Here is a 20,655-nt window from a genome sequence, read left to right on the forward strand (position 1 = left end):
CTTGAAGGCGATGACCACCACCACCGGCACTGCGACGTCCCCGACCCTCGACGCCGAGCGGGCCGACCTGCTCGACCAGCTCGGGGCCGCGCGGTCCGCCCTGCTCACCACCGTGCGCGGGCTCGGCGACGAGCAGGCCGGCGAGCGCCCGACGGTCAGCGCGCTGTGCCTGGGCGGCCTGATCAAGCACGTCGCGTCCATGGAGGAGGACTGGCTGAGGTTCGTGGTCGAGGGCCGCTCGGCCATGCGCTATGACCTGCCGGAAGGGGTGACCTGGGAGGACTTCGCGGCAGGCACCGCCCGTCAGTATCCGCAGTGGGCGATCGACCACCAGAACGGCTTCCAGATGCTGCCCGGCGAGACGCTGACCGGCATCCTCGAGCACTACGAGCGGGTCGCCGCCCGGACCGCGGAGATCATCGCGGCCGTCCCCGACCTGTCGGCCACCCATCCGCTGCCGGAGGCGCCGTGGAACGAGCCGGGGGCGGTGCGCAGCGTACGACGCGTGCTCACGCATCTCATCGCCGAGACCGCCCAGCACGCCGGGCACGCCGACATCCTGCGGGAGACGCTCGATGGGCAGAAGTCGACGTGACGGGCCTCCCCGCGGGCAGCCGACGAGCGCGCGGCGGGGTGACCCGATGACCGTCCTCGGCGCCAAGGCGCTCAACCGCGCGACACTCGCCCGGCAACTGCTGCTCGACCGCGCCGCCACCCCGGTTCTCGACGCCGTCGCCCACCTGTGCGGCCTGCAAGCGCAGGAGCCGCAGGAACCGTTCGTCGGGCTCTGGTCCCGGCTGCGCGCGTTCGACCCGGCGGTGCTGGACGACCTGCTGACCGGGCGGCGCGTGGTGCGGACCCACCTCATGCGCCGCACCGTCCACCTCCTCACCGCCGACGACGCCCTGGCCTGGCGGTCCCGCCACGACACCATGCTGCGCCAGCGGGTGCTGAGCACCTACCGCCGCGAGCTCGCCGAGATAGATCTCGACGAGCTCGCCGCGGCGGCCCGCGCCGTGCTGGCCGACGGCGAGCCCCGCTCGATGGCCGAGATCGCCCGGGCGCTCGCCGGCCGCTGGCCGGCGCCGGGCCTGCGGGCGCTGGGCGAGCTGGTGGTCGCCGCCCTCGTCCCGATGGTGCAGTTACCGCCACGCGGGATGTGGCGCGTGCGGTCGGGGGTGCGCAACACCCCGCTCTCCCTGTGGCTGAGCCGTGACATCGACCCGCCCGTCCCGCAGGGGACCGACCCGGTCGGCGAGGCGCTGGTGCGCCGCTACCTGGCCGCATTCGGGCCCGCGGCCTCCGCCGACCTGCGCGCCTGGTGCGGCCTGGCGGGACTGCCCGCCGCGGTGGCCGCCGTCCGCGGAGAGCTGGTCACCTTCCGCGACGAGCGCGGCCGCGAACTGCTCGACCTGCCGGACGCGCCGCGCCCCGACCCCGGCACACCCGCCCCGGTACGGTTCCTGCCGGCGTTCGACAACGCGATCCTCGGCTACCTCGACCGCAACCGGATCATCGACGACGCCCACCGCGGCCTGTCCGTCGCAGGCGCGCGGGTCGTGCTGGTGGACGGCCGGGTCGCCGCGACCTGGATCGTCGAGGCGGACATCGTGGTCGTCACCCCGCTGCGCGACTTCACCCGAGCCGAGCACACCGCCGTCACCGAGGAGGGCCAGTGCCTGGCGTCGTTCCTGTCCGGCAACGACAGCGACGGCGTACAGATCGCCGTGCCTTTCCGCTGAGCAAGGCCGCCAACCCGGCTAGTGCGTGTGCGAGCTGTTCGTGGTGACCGGCGGACCGGCGATCGCGGCGAGCCGCAGCTTGGTCTCGTCCTCGCTGCCGGGCACGGCAGACATGATCACAATCTTGAGCTCGGAGTCACCGTCGGTCAGCACGTCACAGTCCACCGTGACGGGCCCCCCGAGGGATGCTCGATCGTTTTGTGGTCCTCACGGTGGGCGGCCACCGTGCCGCTCGCCCACAGCTCGGCGAAGCGTTGGTTGCCCGCGCTCAGCACGCGGACCAGCTCCGCCAGGCGTGCGTCACGGGGGAAGCGGCCGGTGGCGCGGCGCAGGTCGGACACCACCGCGGCGTCGGTGGCGTCCCTGTCCACTTCGGTCACAGGCCACCGTGCGAGGCGAGCATGACCGGTATCGACCGGGAACCTGTCGCGGGCGAAATTGCGCAGCTGCGGGGCCGAGGAGGAGGGATCGCCCAGCAGCGCAGCCCAGCTGTGGTTCCACCAGATCAGCCGCCAATCCGCCGCGAACACGGCGACCGCGACGTCCCCGAGCCGGGAGAGCACACGGTGAACACCGGGTGGGATGTGATCGGAGACCGCGCCGTCCGCCGGCGGGATGAGGTGGGCCAGCCGGTAAAGATGATCCCGCTCGGCGGCCGACAGCTGCAGGGCGCGTGCCAAAGACGCCACCACCTGCGCCGAGGGGGTCGTGGCCCGCCCCTGCTCCAGACGCACGATGTAGTCGACCGACACACCGGCGAGTTCGGCGAGCTCCTCGCGGCGCAGCCCGGCCGCGCGGCGTGCCCGGCCCACCGGCAGCGCCGCGGCCGACGGGGGCAGCCGATCCCGCCACGTACGGATCATCGCACCCAGCCCGGCCCCGGGTGTCGTCGTCATGACGCCCATCCTCCCGCATCTTCGCTCATCAGAGGCGACGTGATGGTGGTACTGCTGCTCCTATGGCCAAGGCGTCCTGGTTCGGGAGTCACGGGCGGACGAACAATGAACGCGTGACGGCGAGGGCCGGCGGCGGGTGCTCTTCGGCCAGGAACTGGACAGCGAATGGTCTGGGAACTGGTCAGGCGAAGAACTGACAATCGGCAGGCTGGTCCTGCGACGGCGGACACCGCGCCGCCGGCGGCGCCGTCTCCGTGCCACTGAGGAAGGCTGATCGATTCGTGACTGAACGCGTGCGCGTGGCTGTGCTGGCGGGTGGGCCATCCGCCGAGCACGAGGTGTCGCTGCAGTCGGCGCAGGCCGTGCTCGATGCTCTGCCGAGGGATCTGTACGAGCCCGTCGCCATCATCATCGACCGGCAGGGCAGGTGGCCGGTGGAGCTGCGACGCGATCTGGCGGACGTGGTCTTCCCCGTGCTGCACGGGCCGTTCGGCGAGGACGGCGTCGTCCAGGGACACCTGGAGACGCTGGGCATCCCGTACGTGGGGTGCGGCGTCCTGGCCTCGGCCGTGGCCATGAACAAGGTCGCGATGCGGCGCGCGTTCCTGGCGGAGAACATTCCCGTCACCCCACATGTGTGGTTCACCGAGCACGAATGGCGCACCACCACCGACCACTGGGGTCTGGTGAAGTCGCTCGACTGGCCGATGTACGTCAAACCGGCCAACATGGGCTCCTCCATCGGCATCTCACGGGTCACCTCCATGGAGGAACTGCGCGCGGGCGTGGATCTGGCGCTGGCCTACGACCGGGTGGTCGTCGTCGAGCAGGGCGTGACCGCGCGCGAGGTCATCTGCGGTGTGCTCGGCGGCTATGACACGCCGGATGCTTCGGCGCCCGGCGAGCTCATCGTGCCCGGCGACTGGCTCGACTACGAGGCCAAATACCTCAGCCAGGCCGAGATCGCCACCATCCCTACCGTGCTGCCGGAACGGGTGGCCGAGGACGTGCGCGAGCTGTCCTTGCGCGCGTTCCGGGCGATCGGCGGCTACGGCCTGTCCCGTGTCGACTTCCTCTATGAGGAGGACACAGGACGCCTGTACGTGCTGGAGATCAACACCATGCCCGGTTTCACCTCCCGCTCCGTCTACGCCAGGGCCTGGGCCGCAAGCGGCGTCCCGTACCCGGATCTGCTGCGCCGCCTCATCGACCTGGCGCTGGCCAGGAGCGGCTCATGATCCCTCTGACGCTCAACGAGATCGCGCAGGTCGTCGGCGCGAGCCTGCATGACGTGCGCGACCCGCAGGCACTGGTGACGGCGCCCTCAGCGGTCGACTCCCGCGAGGTGGTGCCCGGCGGCCTGTTCGCCGCGACGGCCGGTGCCAACGTCGACGGGCACGACTACGCGGAGGCTGCCATCGCGCGCGGCGCCGTCGCCGTGCTGGCCTCAAGGCCCGTCGGCGTGCCCGCCCTCGTGGTCGAGGACGTCCAGTTCGCGCTCGGCCTGCTGGCCGGGCACGTGCTCGAACACATCAGCCCGACCGTGATCGGCCTGACCGGCTCCGTGGGCAAGACCACGACCAAGGACCTCCTGGCCCAGGTGCTCGAACGACACGCGGCGACGGTGGCCACCGACAGGTCGTTCAACAACGAGTTCGGGCTGCCGCTCACCGTGCTGCGGGCCGATGCCGGCACCCGATACCTGGTGCTGGAGATGGGTGCGAGCCGGAAGGGCGACCTGACGTATCTGACCGGACTCGCACCGCCCCAGGTCGGGCTGGTGCTCAATGTCGGCACCGCGCACGTGGAGCGTATGGGAGGCGGGCTGGCCGACGTGGCCGAGGCCAAAGGCGAGCTGGTCGAGGCACTGCCGCCGGACGGGTTCGCCCTGCTCAACGCCGACGACCCGTACGTCACCGGCATGGTCGGCCGCACCAAGGCCCAGATCCTGTTGTACGGCAGGTCGGCGATGGCGCCGGTGCGAGCCGAAGACGTGCGGATGGACGACCGGGCGCGGCCCGCGTTCGTGCTGGTGACGCCCTCCGGCCGTGCCCCGGTCGAGCTCGACCTCATAGGCGAGCACCAGGTGAGCAACGCCCTGGCCGCCGCCGCCGTCGCCACCGCACTCGGCCTGAGCGCGGCCGAGATCGCCGATGGGCTGAACGCCGCACAGCGGCGCTCCGCGGGCCGGCTCGAGATCGTCGAACGACCTGACGGCATCACCATCGTCAACGACGCCTACAACGCCAATCCCGAATCCATGCGGGCCGGGCTGCGGGCGGTGAAGGCCCTGGCCGGCACCCGTCGTACCGTCGCCGTGCTGGGCGCGATGGGGCAGCAGGCGGACGCCTCGCGCGCCCGGCACGCGGAGATGGGCCGGCTCGTCGCCAACCTCCGCTTCGACGTGCTGATCGCGGTCGGAGCAGGGGATCCGCTCGCGATGGCGGAGGCGGCGGAGTCCTCGAACCAGGGCGTGGCCGTCCACGCCGTCGAGGACGTGGCCGGGGCCCTCACGCTGGCCACGGCGCTTCTCGAGCCGGGAGACGTGGTGCTCGTCAAGGCCTCCAGCGAGATCGGGCTCAGTGCCTGCGCCCGCGCGCTGGCCGGCGCCTGACCGTATCGCCGAGGGGGCCGTACAACCGATGCAAGATCCCGGGGAGCAGATGGAGGCAACGGCGTGACGGCGACGTTCGACTACCGGTGGCATCTGCGCGCCGTGATGGCGAGCCGCGGCATGTATGCCACCACCGACCTGCGACCGCTCCTGGCCGAACGCGGTTTCAAGCTGTCGCAGAGCCAGGTCTACCGGCTGGTCGCCGAGCGGCCTGAACGGCTGAATCTGCGCCTGCTGATGGCCCTCCTGGACATTCTCGACTGCACGATGGAGGACCTGATCGAGCCGGTCCAGAATGCGGGCGGCCGGGAAGCCGCCGAGCGGCGTTCCGGTGCGGAGACCCGATTCGGCTCGCGGCCGACCCGGGCGCGCGTCCTGCCCGACTAGGTCTTCGTACGCCCCGGACAACTGAACAGTTTTTGGTCTCCGAAATGAGCAGGCACTCCGTCTAGCCTGCCGGAACAAGGCTGGCGAAACGGAGTTCCATGCGTACTATCGGGCTCATCGGCGGGTTGAGCTGGGAATCGACCGTGATCTACTACCAGATCATCAACCAGCGCGTACGCGAGAGACTCGGCGGCAGCCATTCCGCCAACAGCCTCATCTGGTCGGTCGACTACACGACCGTCGAGGACCTCATCTTCGCCGACCGCTGGGACGAGGTGAGCAGGCTGCTGGCCGGTGCCGGCGGGAAACTGGAGGATCTCGGCGCCGAGGTTCTGCTCATTTGCAGCAACACCTTCAGCCGGGTGAGCGACGACGTGGCGCGGGCGGCGAGCGTGCCCGTGCTGCACATCGCGGACGCCGTGGGCGCCGAGGTCCGCGCCAGGGGAATGCGCAAGGTCGGTCTGCTGGGCACTCAGTTCACCATGGAGCAGTCCTTCTACCGGGATCGGCTGGCCGCCCACGGCTTCGACGTGGTGGTCCCGCGGCGCGAGCAGCGGGAACTGGTCCATCACGTGATCTTCGACGAACTGATACGCGGGGTGCTCCGGGAATCGTCCAGGGACGCCTACGCCCAGATCATCGCCGATCTCGCGGACGACGGCGCCGAAGGCGTCATCCTCGGCTGCACGGAGATCGAGCTCCTGATCAGTGAGAAGGACACCGCCATCCCGGTGCTGCCGAGCGCCCGGCTGCACGCGGAGGCGGCGGCCGGCTTCGCGCTGGCCGACTGAGTCACCTCAGGCCGCTGGGTTGGCGCCATACAGCTCCCGGTGCCACAGGTCGGCGCAGACACGTTTGATGCCGGATGTCAGGTGGCGGCGGTAGGTGGTGAAAGGCAGGCCGAGGTGTTCGGCGGCCAGCTCCTGGGTGGGCGTGCCGCGCAGGAACGTGACCGACAGCACCCGGTGAAACTTGACCGCGCGTGGATCCTCACGCAGGTCCTCGATCGCCTGGCGGAGCAGGTCACCCAGTGCGGTGGCCGGATCCTGCCCGGCCCGCTCGGCCACCAGCCTGGTGCGGGTCAGGGGGGATGCGGCCAGCGCGTCCAGCCGTGACAGCTGGCGTAGCGCCGTGCGCACCGCCTCGGCGAACTCCGCCTCGGACAGCACCGCGAGTCCCGCCGTCGTGGCACTCGGGCCGTCGGCGGAACCCGCGACGAGCAGGCGGTTCATCCGCTCCAGCCACGCCTGCGCCGGCACCGCGCGCCAGTCGTGAGCGAACAAGGTGTAGGCGTCGTCCCCCAGCCGCGGCTGGGCGGAGATGTCACGCATCCCGTAATGCCGTAAACGCTCCACCCACCCGTGGTTCGGACGCCGGATCGCGATATAGGACCAGGCCATCCGCTCGGACCGCAAACAATTGCCGATCACCCGCCACTGGATCAAATCCATCACCGGCGAATTCCCGCAATACGGCGGCAGCGCCCAGAGCCGGCTGACCGCCAAATGTTCGCCGGCCCGCAACGGCGTGGTGGCACGCGCATGCGCCCACGCCTCGGCCACGATGGGATCGGCCGCCAGCTCCTCCTCATCGAGCTCCGTCAGACGCAACCACGCGGAGAAAGCCACGGGCTCGCCGGTCTCGGTCCGTCGATACACCCGGAACGCCTCCGGCTGACGCTCCGCCCAGAAGGCGGCGCAGCCCGCGGAGACCGCACCCTCCGCCGTCGTCGCCACCCGGAGCAAGGTGCCGACGTCCTCCTGGCGCAACGCCTCTTCCTGGAACTCGCCCTCGTCGTGGCTGCACTGGAAATCGGCCATCATCCGGTCGTCGCGATGGAGGTAGAGCAGTGCCGCCACCGCACCGAGCACATCCACATCGCTCGCCGTGCGCACCTTCTCCGCCAGATGAGCGTGAATGCGCTCGTGCATCACCGCATACCCCTCGGGATCGCGCCATCGCAGGTCCGCCTCCAGCAGCTCCCGCACCGTGTCATGCGGAAACAGCCCGAGACTGCTCGACTCCACGAACGGCAACCGCCGCAACCAGCCGAACAACGCCCCGGCGTCCTGCGGCAAGGCCGCCCGCAGCAGGTCTTCGGTGGTCATGTACGCGTGTGCGCAGATCTCCAGAGCATGCCGATGCGCCGCCGAAGGCAACTCGCCCACCAGCTGATCCAGCAACGTGGCCACCACGTCCTGATGCGGCACCCACCGCCTGCTGGCCCCGCCGTCCTTCACCGCCACGGCCGCCCCCAGCAGCAGCGCCAGCGGATGACCGCCGGCGAAGGCCAGCAGCGGCTCGCGCAGCTCGGCCGTCACCCCGCAGGAGTCCATCAAGGCCTGCGCGTCCTCGGCCCGCAGGTCGCGCAGCGGCAACACCTCCAGCGTCCCCGCCCATCCCGGATCCGCCTGCCAGCGCATATCCGGCGGGTATCGCCCCGCGATCACCACCAGCGCCCCCATGGGCACCCGCGGCAGGAACCGCTCGCGCAGCCATCCCTCCAAGCCCTGAATGCGTTCGAAGCCGTCGACCAGCAGCACCGCGTCCGCATCACGAAGCACCAGCTCGGCCTCGGCCTCGAACGCCGCCGGCGACGGCTCCAGCGTGCGCCCGTCGACCGTGGACACCGGCCGCCCGGCCAGCGTGGCCTCGTGCGCGAACCGCCGCAGCAAGGCCGACTTGCCGATACCGCCGGGACCGTGCACGTACAGAACGCTGCAGCCGCCGCCGTACAACGCCGCATGGAAAACCGCGAGCTCTTCCTCCCGCCCCACGAACACCCTCTCGCGCGCTGCTTGCAGGCGCGATCCCAGCAATGCCGACTTATTGCTACTCCCCGATGACATTTCCTAACCCCTCTCCGAACACCCGGTCGATGATGCTGTTGAGTGCCGGTCCGAACACTCGGACGCGCTGGTCGGATTTCTCCATGGTCCTTGTTTGACTATACGAACCTGTGGATGGTTCACCAGCACGCACCATGGCTCTTCGCCTTTTTTCTCCCGAAACCACGAAAGGCACCTTCACCCCCGCCGTAAAACGCGAAATCAATCCGCTCAATGCGCGAATCGTTCATCTGATGAATCCGCATTCCGTCCACGGTGAAAAGTGGATCAGGCGAGGGCTCGCCAAGGGCCGGGGTTCAAGGCTGGAGCGCGGGTATTCGGGAGCGCCGTGGGCATGCTGACCAGCATGTGCCATTCCACCGACAGCAGGCCGCCAGCACCGCCGATCCAGGGCGAGGTGGCCTCACATGAGCAGATAGAGCTGACCGCCGCCGACGGCAACCGTTTCCTCGCCTACCGGGCCGAGCCCGCCGAGTGGAACGGGCGCAGCGTGGTCATCATGCCTGACGTACGCGGATTGCACCCGTTCTACAAGGACCTGGCGGTGCGGTTCGCCGAGGCGGGGTTCCGTACGATCGCGATCGACTACTTCGGCCGTACGGCGGGCCTCGGCGACCGCGGCGACGACTTCGACTACATGACCCACGTCAAGCAGCTGAGCAGCGACCAGGTCAGGGCGGACGTGCGCGCGGCCACTGAGGCGCTGGACGGGCCGGTCTTCACGGTGGGCTTCTGCATGGGCGGCGCCCAGTCGTGGCGGCAGGCTTTCGAGGGCAACGGCCTGGCCGGCGGCATCGGCTTCTACGGCGCCCTCCGGGCGATCCAGGAGACCCCGACCGGTCCGGGCGCGCCCATCCTGCTGCTCAGGGGCGGGGCGGACACGGCGTCGACGCCGGCGGAGTTCGACGCGTTCACGGCCGCGCTGGACCGGGTCGGCACCGAGCACGAGACCCACATTTACGATGGCGCCCCGCATTCGTTCTTCGACCGCTCGTACGCCGAGTGGGCGGAGGCGTGCCAGGACGCCTGGCGCCAGATCCTGTCGTTCACCGAGCGCCACGCTCAGCCCAAGTAGGCGGCCCGGACGACCGGGTTCTCCCTGATCTCGGCCGGCGTGCCGGTGGCGATCACCTTGCCGAGGTCGAGCACGACGATCCGGTCGCAGGTGTCCATGACGAAGCCCATGTCATGCTCGACCAGCAGCACGGTCGTGTTCAGCGACCTGACGACCGCGCCCAGGCGGGTGGTCTGACCGGCGTCGAGTCCGGAGGTGGGCTCGTCGAGCAGGAGCAGCCTGGGCCGGTCGGCGAGGGCCCTGGCCAGCTCGACGAGCCGGCGCTGCCCGACCGGGAGCGCGGCGGCGTACGCGTCGCGCAGCCCGTCGAGTGCGCAGAGCCGCAGCACCTCGCTCACGCGCTCGCGCCGCTCGCGCTCGTGCCGCCGCCGGCCCGGCCAGCCGACCAGGTCGGCGGCGAGCCCGCCACCGCCGCCGTGCCAGTCGAGCGCGGCCAGCACGTTGTCGGCGACGGTGAGCCGGCCGAACACCTGGGTGCGCTGGAACGTGCGGCGCAGCCCGGCTCTGGCCCGCTTGACCGGCGACATCCTGGTGACGTCCCGGCCCGCCACGCTGACCCGCCCCGCGCTCGGCCTGCGCAGCCCGGACACCACGTCGAAGAGCGTGGTCTTGCCCGCCCCGTTCGGCCCGATGACGCCGCAGACCTGCCCGGCGGCGACCTCGAACGACACCTGATCGAGCGCCCTGACCCCGCCGAACGCCACCGACACACCGTCAACGGCCAGCATGGTCATCGCACCCCCAGGTAAGCGGCGGCCAGCCTTTCGCTGTCCACCTCGGAGCGGGGCCCGGCCCACGTGACCCTGCCCAGCTGCATGAACGCCACCCGGTCGGCGAGGGCGAGGGCCTCCGTGGCCTTCTCCTCGACCAGCAGCAGCGCCACCCCGCGCTCGCGCAGCTCGGCGAACACCTCGAAGATCTGCCGCACCACCAGCGGCGCCAGCCCGAGCGACGGCTCGTCCGCGATCAGGACGCGGGGTGGCCGCACCAGCGCCGGGGCGAGGGTGAGCAGTTGCTGCTCGCCGCCGGACAGGGCGCCGGCGAGCACGCCGCGGCGTTCGGCCAGCTGCGGCAGCCGGTCATAGACCGGTTCGGGGTCGGGCAGCCAGGTCCGGAGGTTCTCCTCCACGGTGAGTCCCGGGAACACGCCGCGTCCTTCAGGGGCCAGCAGGATGCCGACGCGGGCCCTGCGGTGGGCGGGCCAGGCGGTGACGTCCTCACCGTCCAGCAGGATCCGGCCGGCGGCGATCGGCAGGTCGCCGGCGGCGGCCGCGCAGGTGGTGGACTTGCCCGCGCCGTTGGCGCCGAGCAGCGCCACGACCTCGCCGGGGCGGACGGCCAGATCCACGCCACGCAGCACGGTGCAGTCCTGGTATCCGGCGACGACGCCGTCCAGCACGAGCAACGACCGCGCGCCACCGGCCGCCACCGGGACTGACGTCGCGCCGTCGGCCACCGCTGGGACCACCGCCGTGCCGTCGGCCACCGCTGGGACCACCGCCGTGCCGTCGACCGCCGCTGAGACCGCGGCCGCACCATCGGCCGCCGCTGAGACCGCGGCTTCCGTGCGAGGGCGGGCGGCGGTGGCCTTCGTACGGCGGCGGTGGCGGAGCTCGGCCATCTGGGCGAGCACCCCGTCGGGGTGCTTGGCGAGGATCATGCCGCCGAGCCCGAACAGGATGGCCCCGACGTGCGCGGACAAGCCCCAGGTGGACAGCAGCTCGGGCGTGACGACCGCGATGAGCCCGCCGAGCACCGCGCCGCCGATCCGGCGCACCCCCTGCAGCACCACCACGGCCAGCCACACGAAGCCGGCGAAGGCCGGCAGGTCGGTGGCGGTGATCGAGCCCTTCGCGACCGCGAACAACACCCCGCCGAGACCGGCGATCGCCGACGCCAGCACGAACAGCATGATCTTGGTACGCGGCGCGGACAACCCGGACGTCGTCGCGGCGGCCGGTGCCGACCGCACGGCCAGGATGGCCCGCCCGGACGCGGACCGCTCCAGGTTCCGCACCAGCAGCGCCACGAGCCCGATGAGCACGAGCAGCACCACCACCAGCACGCGCGGGTCGGAGGTGTCGGCGAAGCCGAAGCCGAGTGCGGGCAGCGGCCACCCGATGGTCCCGTTGCTGAACGCGTCCACCTGGAACAACACCTGGTCGGCCAGCAGCGCCAGGGCCAGCGTGGCGAGCGTCAGCACCCGCCCGCCCATCCGCAGTGCGGGCAGCGCCACCAGCATGCCGACGGCGGCCGCCGCCAGCACGCCCAGCAGGATCGCCGCGAAGAACGGCAGCCCGGAGGAGAACGCCCATCCGCAGGTCAGCGCCGCCATCGAGGCGAAGGCCGCCTGCGCCAGGTTGACCATGCCGCCGATCCCGGTCACCACCACGAACGAGCAGAAGATCAGCGCAAGCACGAGCCCCTGCGCGGCGATCCCCACGTAGTACTCCGGCGCCAGGAAGGTGAAGCCCACCAGGATGACCAGGCTCACCGCCCAGGGCAGGCGCCGCCGCCACGGTGGCAGCCCGGCCAGGTGGTCGGGGGGCGGGGCGTCCTCGGCCGCGCTGCCCGCGACCCGCTCGCGTGACCTGTTCAGCAGCACGAGCCCGGCGAACAGCAGGATCACCGGCACAGCGGTACGCAGCCCGGTGACCTCCTCCAGGAAGTCGGTGTAGCCGGCGACCAGGTTCTGGACCACGCCGAGCGCCAGCCCGGCGGCGAACGTCCAGGGGATCGACCGCAGCCGCCCGAACACCGCGGCCGTGGCCGAGGCGAACAACAACACCGTGTACGCCGTCGCGTCCAGCCCCAGCACCGACACCGCCAGCACCCCGGCCAACCCTGCGAGCCCTGAGCCGAGCATCCAGGCCAGCGCCGAGGTGGCGTCGGCGTCGATGCCCCGCAGCGTGGCCAGGCGGCGGCGGTCGACCGAGGCCCGCATGCGCAGCCCGTACGGGGTGTGCCGCATGAACGCCCACAACCCGGCCGCGGCCACCGCCGAGAAGGCGAACGTGATGAGCTGGTCGGTGTCCAGGCGCACGCTCTGGATGCCGAAGGGCACATCGAACGCCACGGCCGGGTGCGGCCCGACGCCGCGTGGCAGCGAGGTCGCGTCCGCGGGCGGCAGCCCGGTCAGGTCCACGACCAGCAGGCCCAGCGCGGGCAGCGCGATCGTCAGCCCGATCGTGGCGACGATCTGCGCCGTCTCCCCCGCCTGGGCGAGCCCGCGGAACATGGACTTGTGCAGCACGTACCCGAGCGCGGGCGCGAACAGCACCACCGCTATCAGAGCCGACAACCAGGCGGGCAGCCCGGCGGCCGTGGTGAGCTCGTAGAACAGCAGGGCGGACAGGAAACCGAGCGCGCCCTGGGCGAAGTTGAACACCCCGGTCGCGGCGTACGAGAGCGTCAGGCCCGACCCCATGATCGCGAAGATGGCGCCGGTGACCAGGCCGCTGAGCACATAGCCAAGGATCATTTGAGCGGCACGTTGTCGAAGCACTTCATGCTCTTGGCCACCTGGAAGGCGCCGTTCTCCAGCTTGACCAGGGCGCCGCAGCCGTTCGGCTCGCTGTGATCCTTGGGATATTGGATCCTGCCGAAGCCGGCGTTCTCGTAGGCGTACGAGCCGTTGCCGGTGGCCAGGAACTTCTCCCTGGTCAGGTCCTTGCCGGTCTTGTCGAGCATGTCGAGGAAGATGTCGGCGGCCCAGTAGCCGATCGCCAGGTGCTGGGTGAGCACCGTGCCGGGGGCGACCTTCTCGACGTCCTGCTTGAGCTGCGCGATCTCCGGCGCGCTCGACTCGAAGGGCTCGAACATCGGCGCCGCGATCACGCCCTCCAGCGCCTGCGCGCTCGCCGGGTCCTTGAGGATAGCGGCGTCGTAGCTGGTCGCGTCCGTGAGCACGCCCTTGTAGCCGGCCCGTTTGAGCGCCGAGTACAGGCCGACGTTGAACTTGGTGCCGGCGATCACCGAGACCACGACGTCAGGCGCCTTGCCGCCGTTGGAAGTCATGATCTTGTTGACGTACGGAAGCCAGTCGGGTGGCGGGGCGGCGGCCGGGAGGCCGGAGTTCACACCGGCCAGCTTGAAGCCGGCCGCGGTGAACGACTGGGAGATCGTCGTGCCGCCGTACTTGCTGCCGCTGGAGTCGCTGGTCTGCACATAGACGCTCTTTCCTTCGGCGCCGCCGAGCAGGTCGGCCATCTGGCGGCCCCACCAGGTCTGCGATCCGGCACCCTGCTTGGGCGCCAGGCAGCCGTTGTAGCCGAAGCCGGTCTTGGTGCCGCACCACTGCGGCCCCGTCGCCCAGCCGAACCACGGCACGCCCTGCTGCTCCAGGAAGGCGGCGCCGCCGAAGTTGGGCGCGTGCACCGGGACCAGGGCGAACACCTGGTCCTTCTGCACGAGCTTCTTGGCCGCCGCGTCGCCCTTGGCCGCGTCCTGCCCGTCGTCCTCGGCGCCGAGGAACTCGATCTTCCGTCCGTGCACACCGCCCTCGGCGTTGGCCCGCTCGAACCTGGCCTTGGCGCCGATCTCGGCGTCCTTGGTCGAATAGCCGCTGGCACTGGTCTTGGTCAGCACGCCGCCGACCTTGATCGTCGTGCCGGTCACGCCTGGCACGGCCGCACCCTCCTGCTGAGTCGCGGCCTTCTGCTGGGCCGCGCACCCGGTGACGAGCAGCGCCACCGTGAGCGCCGCCGCCCCACCCCGCCGTACGATCATGATTGCCTCGCGATTTGGCCTAGCGCTCGCTTGGTTTTCCGCCAAGCGTAAATTCGCCCAGAAGGGGCGTCAACGGGCTACCTAGCAATCGCTTGCTTACAATTCGGCACCGGGGTTACCGTGTGGCGCATGCTGATGCGCGCGGCGGTGCTGACCGGGTTCCACTCGCCCATGGAGATTCGCGAGGTGGAGATCGCCGATCCTGGACCCGGCGAGGTCCGCGTGCAGATCAAGGCGTCCGGTGTGTGCGGCTCCGACCTCAAGGCCATCGACGGCAAGAGCCCAGTGGTGAGCAGGCTGCCGTTCATCCTCGGACACGAGAGCTCGGGCGTGGTGGAGAGCGTCGGCGCGGGCGTCACCTCCGTCACGCCCGGGGATCACGTCATCATCTCGATGAACGGTCCCTGCGGCCGCTGCCGCCCGTGCGGCGCCGGCCGCTTCCACCTCTGCTCGGGTCCCGCCCGCCTGCCCACCATCATGGGCGGCCTGCCCAGGATCACCCTCGACGGCCAGGAGACGCGGCGCTTCATCGGCATCGGCTCGTTCGCCGAGTACGCGGTCGTGAGCGAGGCCATGTGCGTGCGGCTGCGCAAGAGTGTGCCGTTCGCCGCCGGATGCCTGCTGGCCTGCGGCGTCGTGACAGGCGTCGGCGCCGTCTTGAACGTCGCCCAGGTCCCGCCCGGCGCCTCCGTCCTCGTCGTCGGCTGCGGCGGGGTGGGACTCAACGTCATCCAGGGTGCGGTGCTCGCGGGCGCGACCACGATCATCGCGGCCGACGTGGCCGAGCCCAAGCTCAAGCTGGCGCTGCAGTTCGGCGCCACCGCGACCCTGCTCGCCGGGGACCTGCCCAAGCAGGTGGCCGAGCTGGTGACGGGCGGCGTCGACTACGCCTTCGACGCGACGGGAGTTCCCGGCGTGCTGGCGCAGGCGTTCGCGGCGACCCAGCCGGGCGGCACCACGGTCATGGTCGGCAGCCCGCCGGCGGGGCAGCCACTGGAGCTCGACCCGGGCCTGCTGTTCGCCTCCCGCCGCGTCATGGGCACCCAGGGCGGCGACGCCGCGCCGCATCGCGACCTGCCCATGCTGGCCGGTCAATACCTGAGGGGCCGCCTGGACCTCGACGGCCTCATCTCCGAACGCCTCCCGCTCGACCAGATCAACGAGGCCGTCGCCCACGTCCGTCAGGGCACCGTCGCCCGCACCGTGATCACGTTCTGACGCTATCCTGCCGACATGTCCTATCCCGAGCCCCGATACCTGGCTGAAACCGGCGAGCACAGCGGCGTCTTCCATGCGGCCAACAGGCCGCCTGACCTGAAAATTGGCACTGGGACGCAGGTGCACTACCTCGGCACAGGCGGCTCGACCAACGGCGCGTTCGGCCTGTACCGGTGGGAGATGGGCGGGGCCCCGTCCGGCCCCGGTGCGCACTTCCACCGGACGATGACCGAGTCGTTCTACGTGCTGTCCGGCACCATCCGCCTCTTCAACGGCGACAAGTGGGCCGACGGCAAGCCGGGTGACTTCCTTTTCGTGCCGGAGGGCGGCGTGCACGCCTTCCGCAACGAATCCGGCGAGCCCGCGTCGATGCTGATCCTCTTCACCCCGGGCGCGCCCCGTGAGGCCTACTTCGAGGAGCTCGCCGACATCGTGGCCACCGGCCGCCAGCTCACCCCTGAAGAGTGGACCGACGTGTACCTGCGTCACGACCAGTACATGGTGTGATCGCCCGCCAGCACCCTGTGGCACCACGGCCACAACGCGACCAACGGAGCCGTCGGCTGGGTCCCGGCCTGCCATCGAGCCTCGCCTGCCGCTGGGTGGGCGAGGCCCGAAGCGCGCTTCTTATCTATCGCCGAGTCTGAGCCGCGCCAGCTCGGCGCGGGAGGAGACGCCCAGCTTCGGGAAGGCCTTGTACAGGTGGGAGGCGACCGTGCGCGGGCTCAGGAAGAGGTGCGCGCCGATCTCGCGGTTGGAGGCGCCGGTGACGGCCAGCCGGACCACTTGGAGCTCCTGCGGGGTCAGCACGTCCAGCGGATCTCCGGCACCAGAGCGATCCGGCTGGGAGAGTCCGGTGGCGCGCAGTTCGGCGGCGGCGCGGGCAGCCCACGGGGTCGCGCCGAGCCGGTCGAAGGCGTCCATGGCGGCCTGGAGCTGGCCGCGCGCCTCGGCGCGCCGCCTGGTTCGGCGCAGCCACTCCCCGTAGACGAGGCGGGTGCGTGCCTCGTCGAAGGGCTGCTCCCCCTCGCCGTGCAGGGTCAGCGCCCGCTCGTACAGGCCCACGGCCGCGCTGCCCTTGGGCCAGCAGCGCACGGACCCGATGCAGGACGGCAAGCGGCCTGGCCTGACCTGTGGCCTCGGCCCACTCCGTGTAGCGACGGAGCTGGTCCCGGGCACGCTGCGGATCCCCGATCCGGACGGCGGCCTCGATGTAGTCGGGCCAGGAATACCGCCACGGGAAGGCATGGCGGGTGGGACCGGACATGGCGCGGTCCACCCGGTCGGGTATCGCTTCGTAGCGGCCCTGCCCGAATTCCAGTGCCGCGAGGGCGTACTCGGCCCAGCAGTATCCCGGCATCCACCGTCGGTGGCCGGCGTCGCGGATGGCTTGCGCGGCCATCGCCGCGCATTCCTCCTGCGCGCCGGCGACCGCGGACAGCCAGGCGTGCACGCCCGCCAGGTAGCTGCCCCACTGCGGCTGGCCGACGTCGGCGGCCAGGGCCAGACCCGCGGCCACCGTGGCGCGCGCGGAGCGGTGGTGTCCGTTGAGGAGCTGCGCGATGGTGAAGATCGTCATGGCCTGGGGCATGCGTCCTAGACGTCCCTCGGCCCGGTACTCCTGGACGATCTGGGCCGAGCTGACGCAACGGCGCTCACCCGCCTGCGGCCACGACGACGGAGAGGAGGAGGACTGACCGAGCCAATCTGGCTGGGATGGACGCGGTCAGGTGACGGATTGCGCCACCAAGGCCATGGCCTGCCGCATGGCGTTCCGTACCTCGTCGGGTCCGTCGCCGCGCTGCAGCGCGGTCAGTGCGGATGCGCTGACCGCGCCCACCATCGCGCCGACCAGGGCGGAGGCGGTGATCGTGTCGAGCCTGTCGGGGAATGCCCGATGCAGTGCCTGGGCCAGTTCGGTCTGCGCGGTGAGGTATCGCTGCAGCAGCCGGGCCTGCAGCGCCGGCACCGAGGCCGTCAGCCGTGCCCGAAGTGCCGCGAGTCCGCTGGGGAGGTCGCTGACCCAGGTGTTGGCGATCATCAGATCCATCGCCCGCACCAGCACGTCGGGCAGCCGTTCCTCGGGGCGGCGCTCGGCGATCGCCTGCAGCGCCAGGTCGACGCGCACGTCGGCGTTGGCCAGGAGCGCGTCCTCCTTGGCCTGAAAATGGAGGAAGAAGGTGCGGGGCGACACCTCCGCGGCGTCGGCGATCTCAGCCACGGTCACCTGGTCGTAGCCCTTGTCCTCGAACAGGCGAATCGCCGCCTCGATCAGTGCCTGCCGGGTGCGCTGCTTCTTACGCTCCCGCAATCCGTGTTTCTCCACCACGCAGGGCAGTCTATTTCATCTTCCGAATTTATGCATACTATGAATCGCTACATAGACTGCAGCCAATGAGGGACGATCACATGGGAAGTCTGGACGGACGCGTCGTCCTCATCACCGGAGCAGGGCGCGGCATTGGGCGCGAGGAGGCGTTGTTCTTCGCCGCCGAAGGCGCCAAAGTCGTCGTCAACGACCCCGGCGTCGCCATCGACGGCACGGGCGGCGACGCCGGCGTGGCCGCGAAGGTCGCCGAGGACATCACTGCCCGCGGCGGGCAGGCCGTGGCCCGCACCGACAGCGTCGCCGACTGGGACTGCTCAACCCGCTGCCCGCGCAGGTCTCCTACGCGGCAGGCAACGCCGGGGTCGCACCGGCGGGCCGTTTCGACCCGCTGCACCCAGCCGCCTGTGCGCCTGTTGCCACCTACCTGGCCGGGGCGGCCTGTCCGCTCACCGGCCAGATATTGTCGGTGCGGGGCGGAACTGGCCCTGCTGGACTGAATCTCCGGCGGCAGTTCAACGCGGTGATGTGGCGGTTTCGTACGGGCAGTCCGTACCGGCCCTAGACGCCCGCCCCGACGGGCTCCCGGCGCTCGGCGACCGGCTCGTCCTCCTCCTCCTCGTGCCCCTCCACGGACAGGTTCGGCAGGAGCCGGTCCAGCCAGCGCGGGCACCACCAGTTCCAGCGCCCGAGGATCACCATCGTGGCGGGCACCAGGAATCCGCGGATGATCGTGGCGTCCACCGCGATGGCCACCGCCAGCCCCACCCCGAACGTCTTCACCATGGCGTCCGGGTAGGCGATGAACGCCACGAACACGGCCACCATGATCAGCGCGGCGGAGGTGATCACCCGGCCCGTCGAGCCGAGCCCTTCCGCCACCGCCCGCGCGTTGTCCCCATGCCGCGCGTACGCCTGCCGCACCGCCGTCAGCAGGAACACCTCGTAGTCCATCGACAGCCCGAACAACACCGCGAACAGCAGCAGCGGCACATAACTCTCGACCGGCACGGAGAAGAAGATCGTCTGCAGGTAGGAGGCGTCCGCCGGCGGGTCCATGCCCACGAGCCCGCTGCCGAGCCCGAACGAGAACACCAGCGCCAGCGAACCGAACGCGGCCCCGAGTGAGACCAAGTTCATCACCGCGGACTTGATCGCGACGACCGGCGCGCGGAAGGCCAGCAGCAGGAGCAGGGCGCTGAGCAGCACCACCACGCCGATGACCAGCGGGGTGCGCTCGGCCATGCGATCGCCCGCGTCGGTGAGCCCGGCGACCTTCCCGCCGACGTGCACGTCGACGCCGGGCAGCGTGATGGCCCTGATGTCCCTGACGACGCCGGCGGCCCGGCTGTCGCTGGGGGCGTAGTCCGTGACGGTCTGCAGCAGGACCGCGCGGCCGGAGGTGTTGACCTTGGGGTCGGCCACGTGCGCGACCCCGTCGACGGCCTTCACCTCGCGGGCGATCTCCGCCACGAGCGGGTCCTTGGCGCTCTCGACCGTCGACGGCAGCTCGGCGACCACGATCAGCCCGCCGTTGGCGCCGGGGCCGAAGCCGGTGGCCATGAGCTCGTACGCGCGCCGGGAGTCCGAGCCCTGGGCAGCATACCCCTCGTCGAGCGGGCCCAGCTTGAGCCCGAGCGCCGGGGCGGCCAGCGCGCCCAGCACGGCGACGCTGGCCAGCAGCGTCCCCCAGGGGCGGCGCGCCACCCACGCCCCCAGCGCGGCCCAGCCCGTGCCGGAGGAGCCGCCGCCGCGCAGGAGCGGCACCTTGAGCGCGTTGACGCGGTGACCGAGCAGCCCGAGCAGGGCCGGGACGAGCGTGATCGAGGTCAGCACGGCGGCGACGACGGAGATGCCGGTCACCCAGCCGAGCGTGGCCAGCAGCGGGAAACCGGCCAGCATGAGCGCGCTCAACGCGATGATCACGGTGCCGCCGGCGAAGACGACCGCGCCGCCCGAGCTCGCCACGATACGCCGTACCGACTCCACGACCGGCACCCCTTGGGCCAGCAGGCGGCGATGGCGCGACAGCAGGAACAACGCGTAGTCGATGCCGACTCCGAGCCCGATCATGGTGGCCATGATCCCGGCCTGCTTGGGCATGTCCACGATCCAGCCGAGCAGCCCGATCACGCCGAGCCCCGACGCCACGCTGACCAGCGCGGCGAAGATCGGGATCATCGCGGCCACCAGCGTCCCGAAGGCGAACACCAGCACCAGCAGCGCGCAGACCACGCCGATGATCTCGCTGGGCCCGGTCTTGATCTCCTTGTCCGCGGGGCTCGAGGCGTCGGCGGGCACCACCTCCATCCCGGCGGCCCTGGCCGGATCGGCGGCCTTCGACAGCGCCTGCGTGGTCTCGGAGAGCTTGTCCGGGTCGTGGCCCTCCATACGGATGGTGATGAGGCCGATCTGCAGGTTGGAGGCGATGCCGCCCCTGCGGAACGGCGTGTCGACCTGCACGACGTGGTCCATCGTCCGCAGGCTGTCGATGGAGCGCTCCACCGCCTGCTGACGCTTTTCCTCGGTGAGGGGGCCGTCGGCGGAGTACACCAGCAGCTGGACCGTGCCACCCTGCGCGTAACCGGGGCCGAAGCCCTCCTTCATCAGGTCGTGCGCACGCTGCGCGTCGGTGCCGGGGATGCTCGCGTCGTTGCTGGTGGGGCTACTGAAGGCGAGGTTGGCGCCCATCAGCGCGGCGGCCGCGATCACCCATAACGCCAGTACGATCTTGCCGTTCCGCGCGCACCAGCCGCCCAGCCGTCCCAGCAACCGCGTCATCGCTCAGCCCCCACTCGACGGCCGTCCTGTACGGTCGTA

General features: G+C 71.0%; 20 protein-coding genes. 11 read left to right on the top strand and 9 right to left on the bottom strand.

Features of this window, described 5'->3' with window-relative positions; genetic code table 11:
* Window positions 1-10: 10 nt before the first annotated feature.
* On the top strand, window positions 11-595 hold the full coding sequence (locus OHA25_RS54335; RefSeq protein ID WP_327584668.1) for a DinB family protein: 585 nt from the start codon (window positions 11-13) through the stop codon (window positions 593-595).
* A gap of 46 nt (window positions 596-641) precedes the next feature.
* Entirely contained in the window at window positions 642-1,742 is a 1,101-nt protein-coding gene (locus OHA25_RS54340) for a winged helix DNA-binding domain-containing protein (protein ID WP_327584669.1), read from the top strand.
* An 18-nt stretch (window positions 1,743-1,760) separates the two neighbouring features.
* Here OHA25_RS54340 and OHA25_RS54345 read toward each other — a convergent pair whose 3' ends face one another.
* Together OHA25_RS54345 and OHA25_RS54350 are read right to left on the bottom strand one after the other, a co-directional pair.
* Window positions 1,761-1,895, bottom strand: coding sequence for a hypothetical protein (locus OHA25_RS54345; RefSeq protein ID WP_327584670.1), 135 nt, complete (start codon window positions 1,893-1,895; stop codon window positions 1,761-1,763).
* Complete coding sequence (locus OHA25_RS54350) at window positions 1,889-2,638, bottom strand: helix-turn-helix domain-containing protein (protein ID WP_327584671.1); 750 nt, start codon at window positions 2,636-2,638, stop codon at window positions 1,889-1,891. The genes OHA25_RS54345 and OHA25_RS54350 overlap by 7 nt, the downstream gene beginning before the upstream one ends.
* Before the next feature lie 281 nt (window positions 2,639-2,919).
* Between OHA25_RS54350 and OHA25_RS54355 the strand changes: the two genes are divergently transcribed.
* The 4 genes from OHA25_RS54355 to OHA25_RS54370 all read left to right on the top strand — a co-directional run bounded on the left by OHA25_RS54355 (window position 2,920) and on the right by OHA25_RS54370 (window position 6,430).
* A complete protein-coding gene (locus OHA25_RS54355) occupies window positions 2,920-3,876 on the top strand; it encodes a D-alanine--D-alanine ligase family protein (protein ID WP_327584672.1) in 957 nt (318 codons plus the stop codon).
* A complete protein-coding gene (locus tag OHA25_RS54360; RefSeq protein ID WP_327584673.1) occupies window positions 3,873-5,252 on the top strand; it encodes a UDP-N-acetylmuramoyl-tripeptide--D-alanyl-D-alanine ligase in 1,380 nt (459 codons plus the stop codon). The genes OHA25_RS54355 and OHA25_RS54360 overlap by 4 nt, the downstream gene beginning before the upstream one ends.
* A 63-nt stretch (window positions 5,253-5,315) precedes the next feature.
* Window positions 5,316-5,639, top strand: a complete 324-nt coding sequence (locus OHA25_RS54365) for a helix-turn-helix domain-containing protein (protein ID WP_327584674.1) — start codon at window positions 5,316-5,318, stop codon at window positions 5,637-5,639.
* Between the two features lie 98 nt (window positions 5,640-5,737).
* Window positions 5,738-6,430 (top strand): aspartate/glutamate racemase family protein, encoded by a 693-nt coding sequence (locus OHA25_RS54370; RefSeq protein ID WP_327584675.1) that lies wholly within the window; start codon window positions 5,738-5,740, stop codon window positions 6,428-6,430.
* A 6-nt stretch (window positions 6,431-6,436) separates the two neighbouring features.
* Here OHA25_RS54370 and OHA25_RS54375 read toward each other — a convergent pair whose 3' ends face one another.
* On the bottom strand, window positions 6,437-8,416 hold the full coding sequence (locus tag OHA25_RS54375) for an ATP-binding protein (RefSeq protein ID WP_327584676.1): 1,980 nt from the start codon (window positions 8,414-8,416) through the stop codon (window positions 6,437-6,439).
* A 406-nt stretch (window positions 8,417-8,822) separates the two neighbouring features.
* On the opposite strand from OHA25_RS54375, the gene OHA25_RS54380 reads away from it, so the two are divergent.
* Window positions 8,823-9,563 carry a dienelactone hydrolase family protein gene (locus OHA25_RS54380; protein ID WP_327584677.1) on the top strand — a complete coding sequence of 247 codons (741 nt, stop codon included), beginning with the start codon at window positions 8,823-8,825 and terminating at the stop codon, window positions 9,561-9,563.
* On the opposite strand, the gene OHA25_RS54385 is transcribed toward OHA25_RS54380, so the two are convergent.
* The 3 genes from OHA25_RS54385 to OHA25_RS54395 are packed head-to-tail and all read right to left on the bottom strand — an operon-like array spanning window position 9,551 to window position 14,291.
* Window positions 9,551-10,291, bottom strand: a complete 741-nt coding sequence (locus tag OHA25_RS54385; RefSeq protein WP_327584678.1) for an ABC transporter ATP-binding protein — start codon at window positions 10,289-10,291, stop codon at window positions 9,551-9,553. The two genes, OHA25_RS54380 and OHA25_RS54385, sit on opposite strands and share 13 nt — an antisense overlap.
* A 2-nt stretch (window positions 10,292-10,293) precedes the next feature.
* Window positions 10,294-13,044, bottom strand: coding sequence for an ABC transporter permease subunit (locus tag OHA25_RS54390; RefSeq protein WP_327584679.1), 2,751 nt, complete (start codon window positions 13,042-13,044; stop codon window positions 10,294-10,296).
* On the bottom strand, window positions 13,041-14,291 hold the full coding sequence (locus tag OHA25_RS54395) for an ABC transporter substrate-binding protein (RefSeq protein WP_327584680.1): 1,251 nt from the start codon (window positions 14,289-14,291) through the stop codon (window positions 13,041-13,043). The genes OHA25_RS54390 and OHA25_RS54395 overlap by 4 nt, the downstream gene beginning before the upstream one ends.
* 129 nt (window positions 14,292-14,420) lie before the next feature.
* Between OHA25_RS54395 and OHA25_RS54400 the strand changes: the two genes are divergently transcribed.
* Window positions 14,421-15,509, top strand: coding sequence for an alcohol dehydrogenase catalytic domain-containing protein (locus OHA25_RS54400; protein WP_327584681.1), 1,089 nt, complete (start codon window positions 14,421-14,423; stop codon window positions 15,507-15,509).
* Between the two features lie 15 nt (window positions 15,510-15,524).
* The gene (locus tag OHA25_RS54405) at window positions 15,525-16,016 is read left to right on the top strand and encodes a cupin domain-containing protein (protein ID WP_327584682.1); all 492 of its coding nucleotides are present in this window, start codon (window positions 15,525-15,527) and stop codon (window positions 16,014-16,016) included.
* 120 nt (window positions 16,017-16,136) lie between these two features.
* Here OHA25_RS54405 and OHA25_RS54410 read toward each other — a convergent pair whose 3' ends face one another.
* The gene (locus OHA25_RS54410; RefSeq protein ID WP_327584683.1) at window positions 16,137-16,604 is read right to left on the bottom strand and encodes a response regulator transcription factor; all 468 of its coding nucleotides are present in this window, start codon (window positions 16,602-16,604) and stop codon (window positions 16,137-16,139) included.
* Between the two features lie 467 nt (window positions 16,605-17,071).
* On the opposite strand from OHA25_RS54410, the gene OHA25_RS54415 reads away from it, so the two are divergent.
* Window positions 17,072-17,206 carry a hypothetical protein gene (locus OHA25_RS54415; RefSeq protein WP_327584684.1) on the top strand — a complete coding sequence of 45 codons (135 nt, stop codon included), beginning with the start codon at window positions 17,072-17,074 and terminating at the stop codon, window positions 17,204-17,206.
* A gap of 29 nt (window positions 17,207-17,235) precedes the next feature.
* On the opposite strand, the gene OHA25_RS54420 is transcribed toward OHA25_RS54415, so the two are convergent.
* A complete protein-coding gene (locus tag OHA25_RS54420; RefSeq protein WP_327584685.1) occupies window positions 17,236-17,838 on the bottom strand; it encodes a TetR/AcrR family transcriptional regulator in 603 nt (200 codons plus the stop codon).
* 65 nt (window positions 17,839-17,903) lie between these two features.
* Here OHA25_RS54420 and OHA25_RS54425 point away from each other — a divergent pair, with 65 nt between their 5' ends.
* A complete protein-coding gene (locus OHA25_RS54425) occupies window positions 17,904-18,335 on the top strand; it encodes a hypothetical protein (RefSeq protein WP_327584686.1) in 432 nt (143 codons plus the stop codon).
* Between the two features lie 61 nt (window positions 18,336-18,396).
* On the opposite strand, the gene OHA25_RS54430 is transcribed toward OHA25_RS54425, so the two are convergent.
* Complete coding sequence (locus OHA25_RS54430) at window positions 18,397-20,616, bottom strand: MMPL family transporter (protein WP_327584687.1); 2,220 nt, start codon at window positions 20,614-20,616, stop codon at window positions 18,397-18,399.
* Window positions 20,617-20,655 lie beyond the last annotated feature (39 nt).

The organism is Nonomuraea sp. NBC_00507 (genome assembly GCF_036013525.1).
GTDB lineage: Bacteria > Actinomycetota > Actinomycetes > Streptosporangiales > Streptosporangiaceae > Nonomuraea.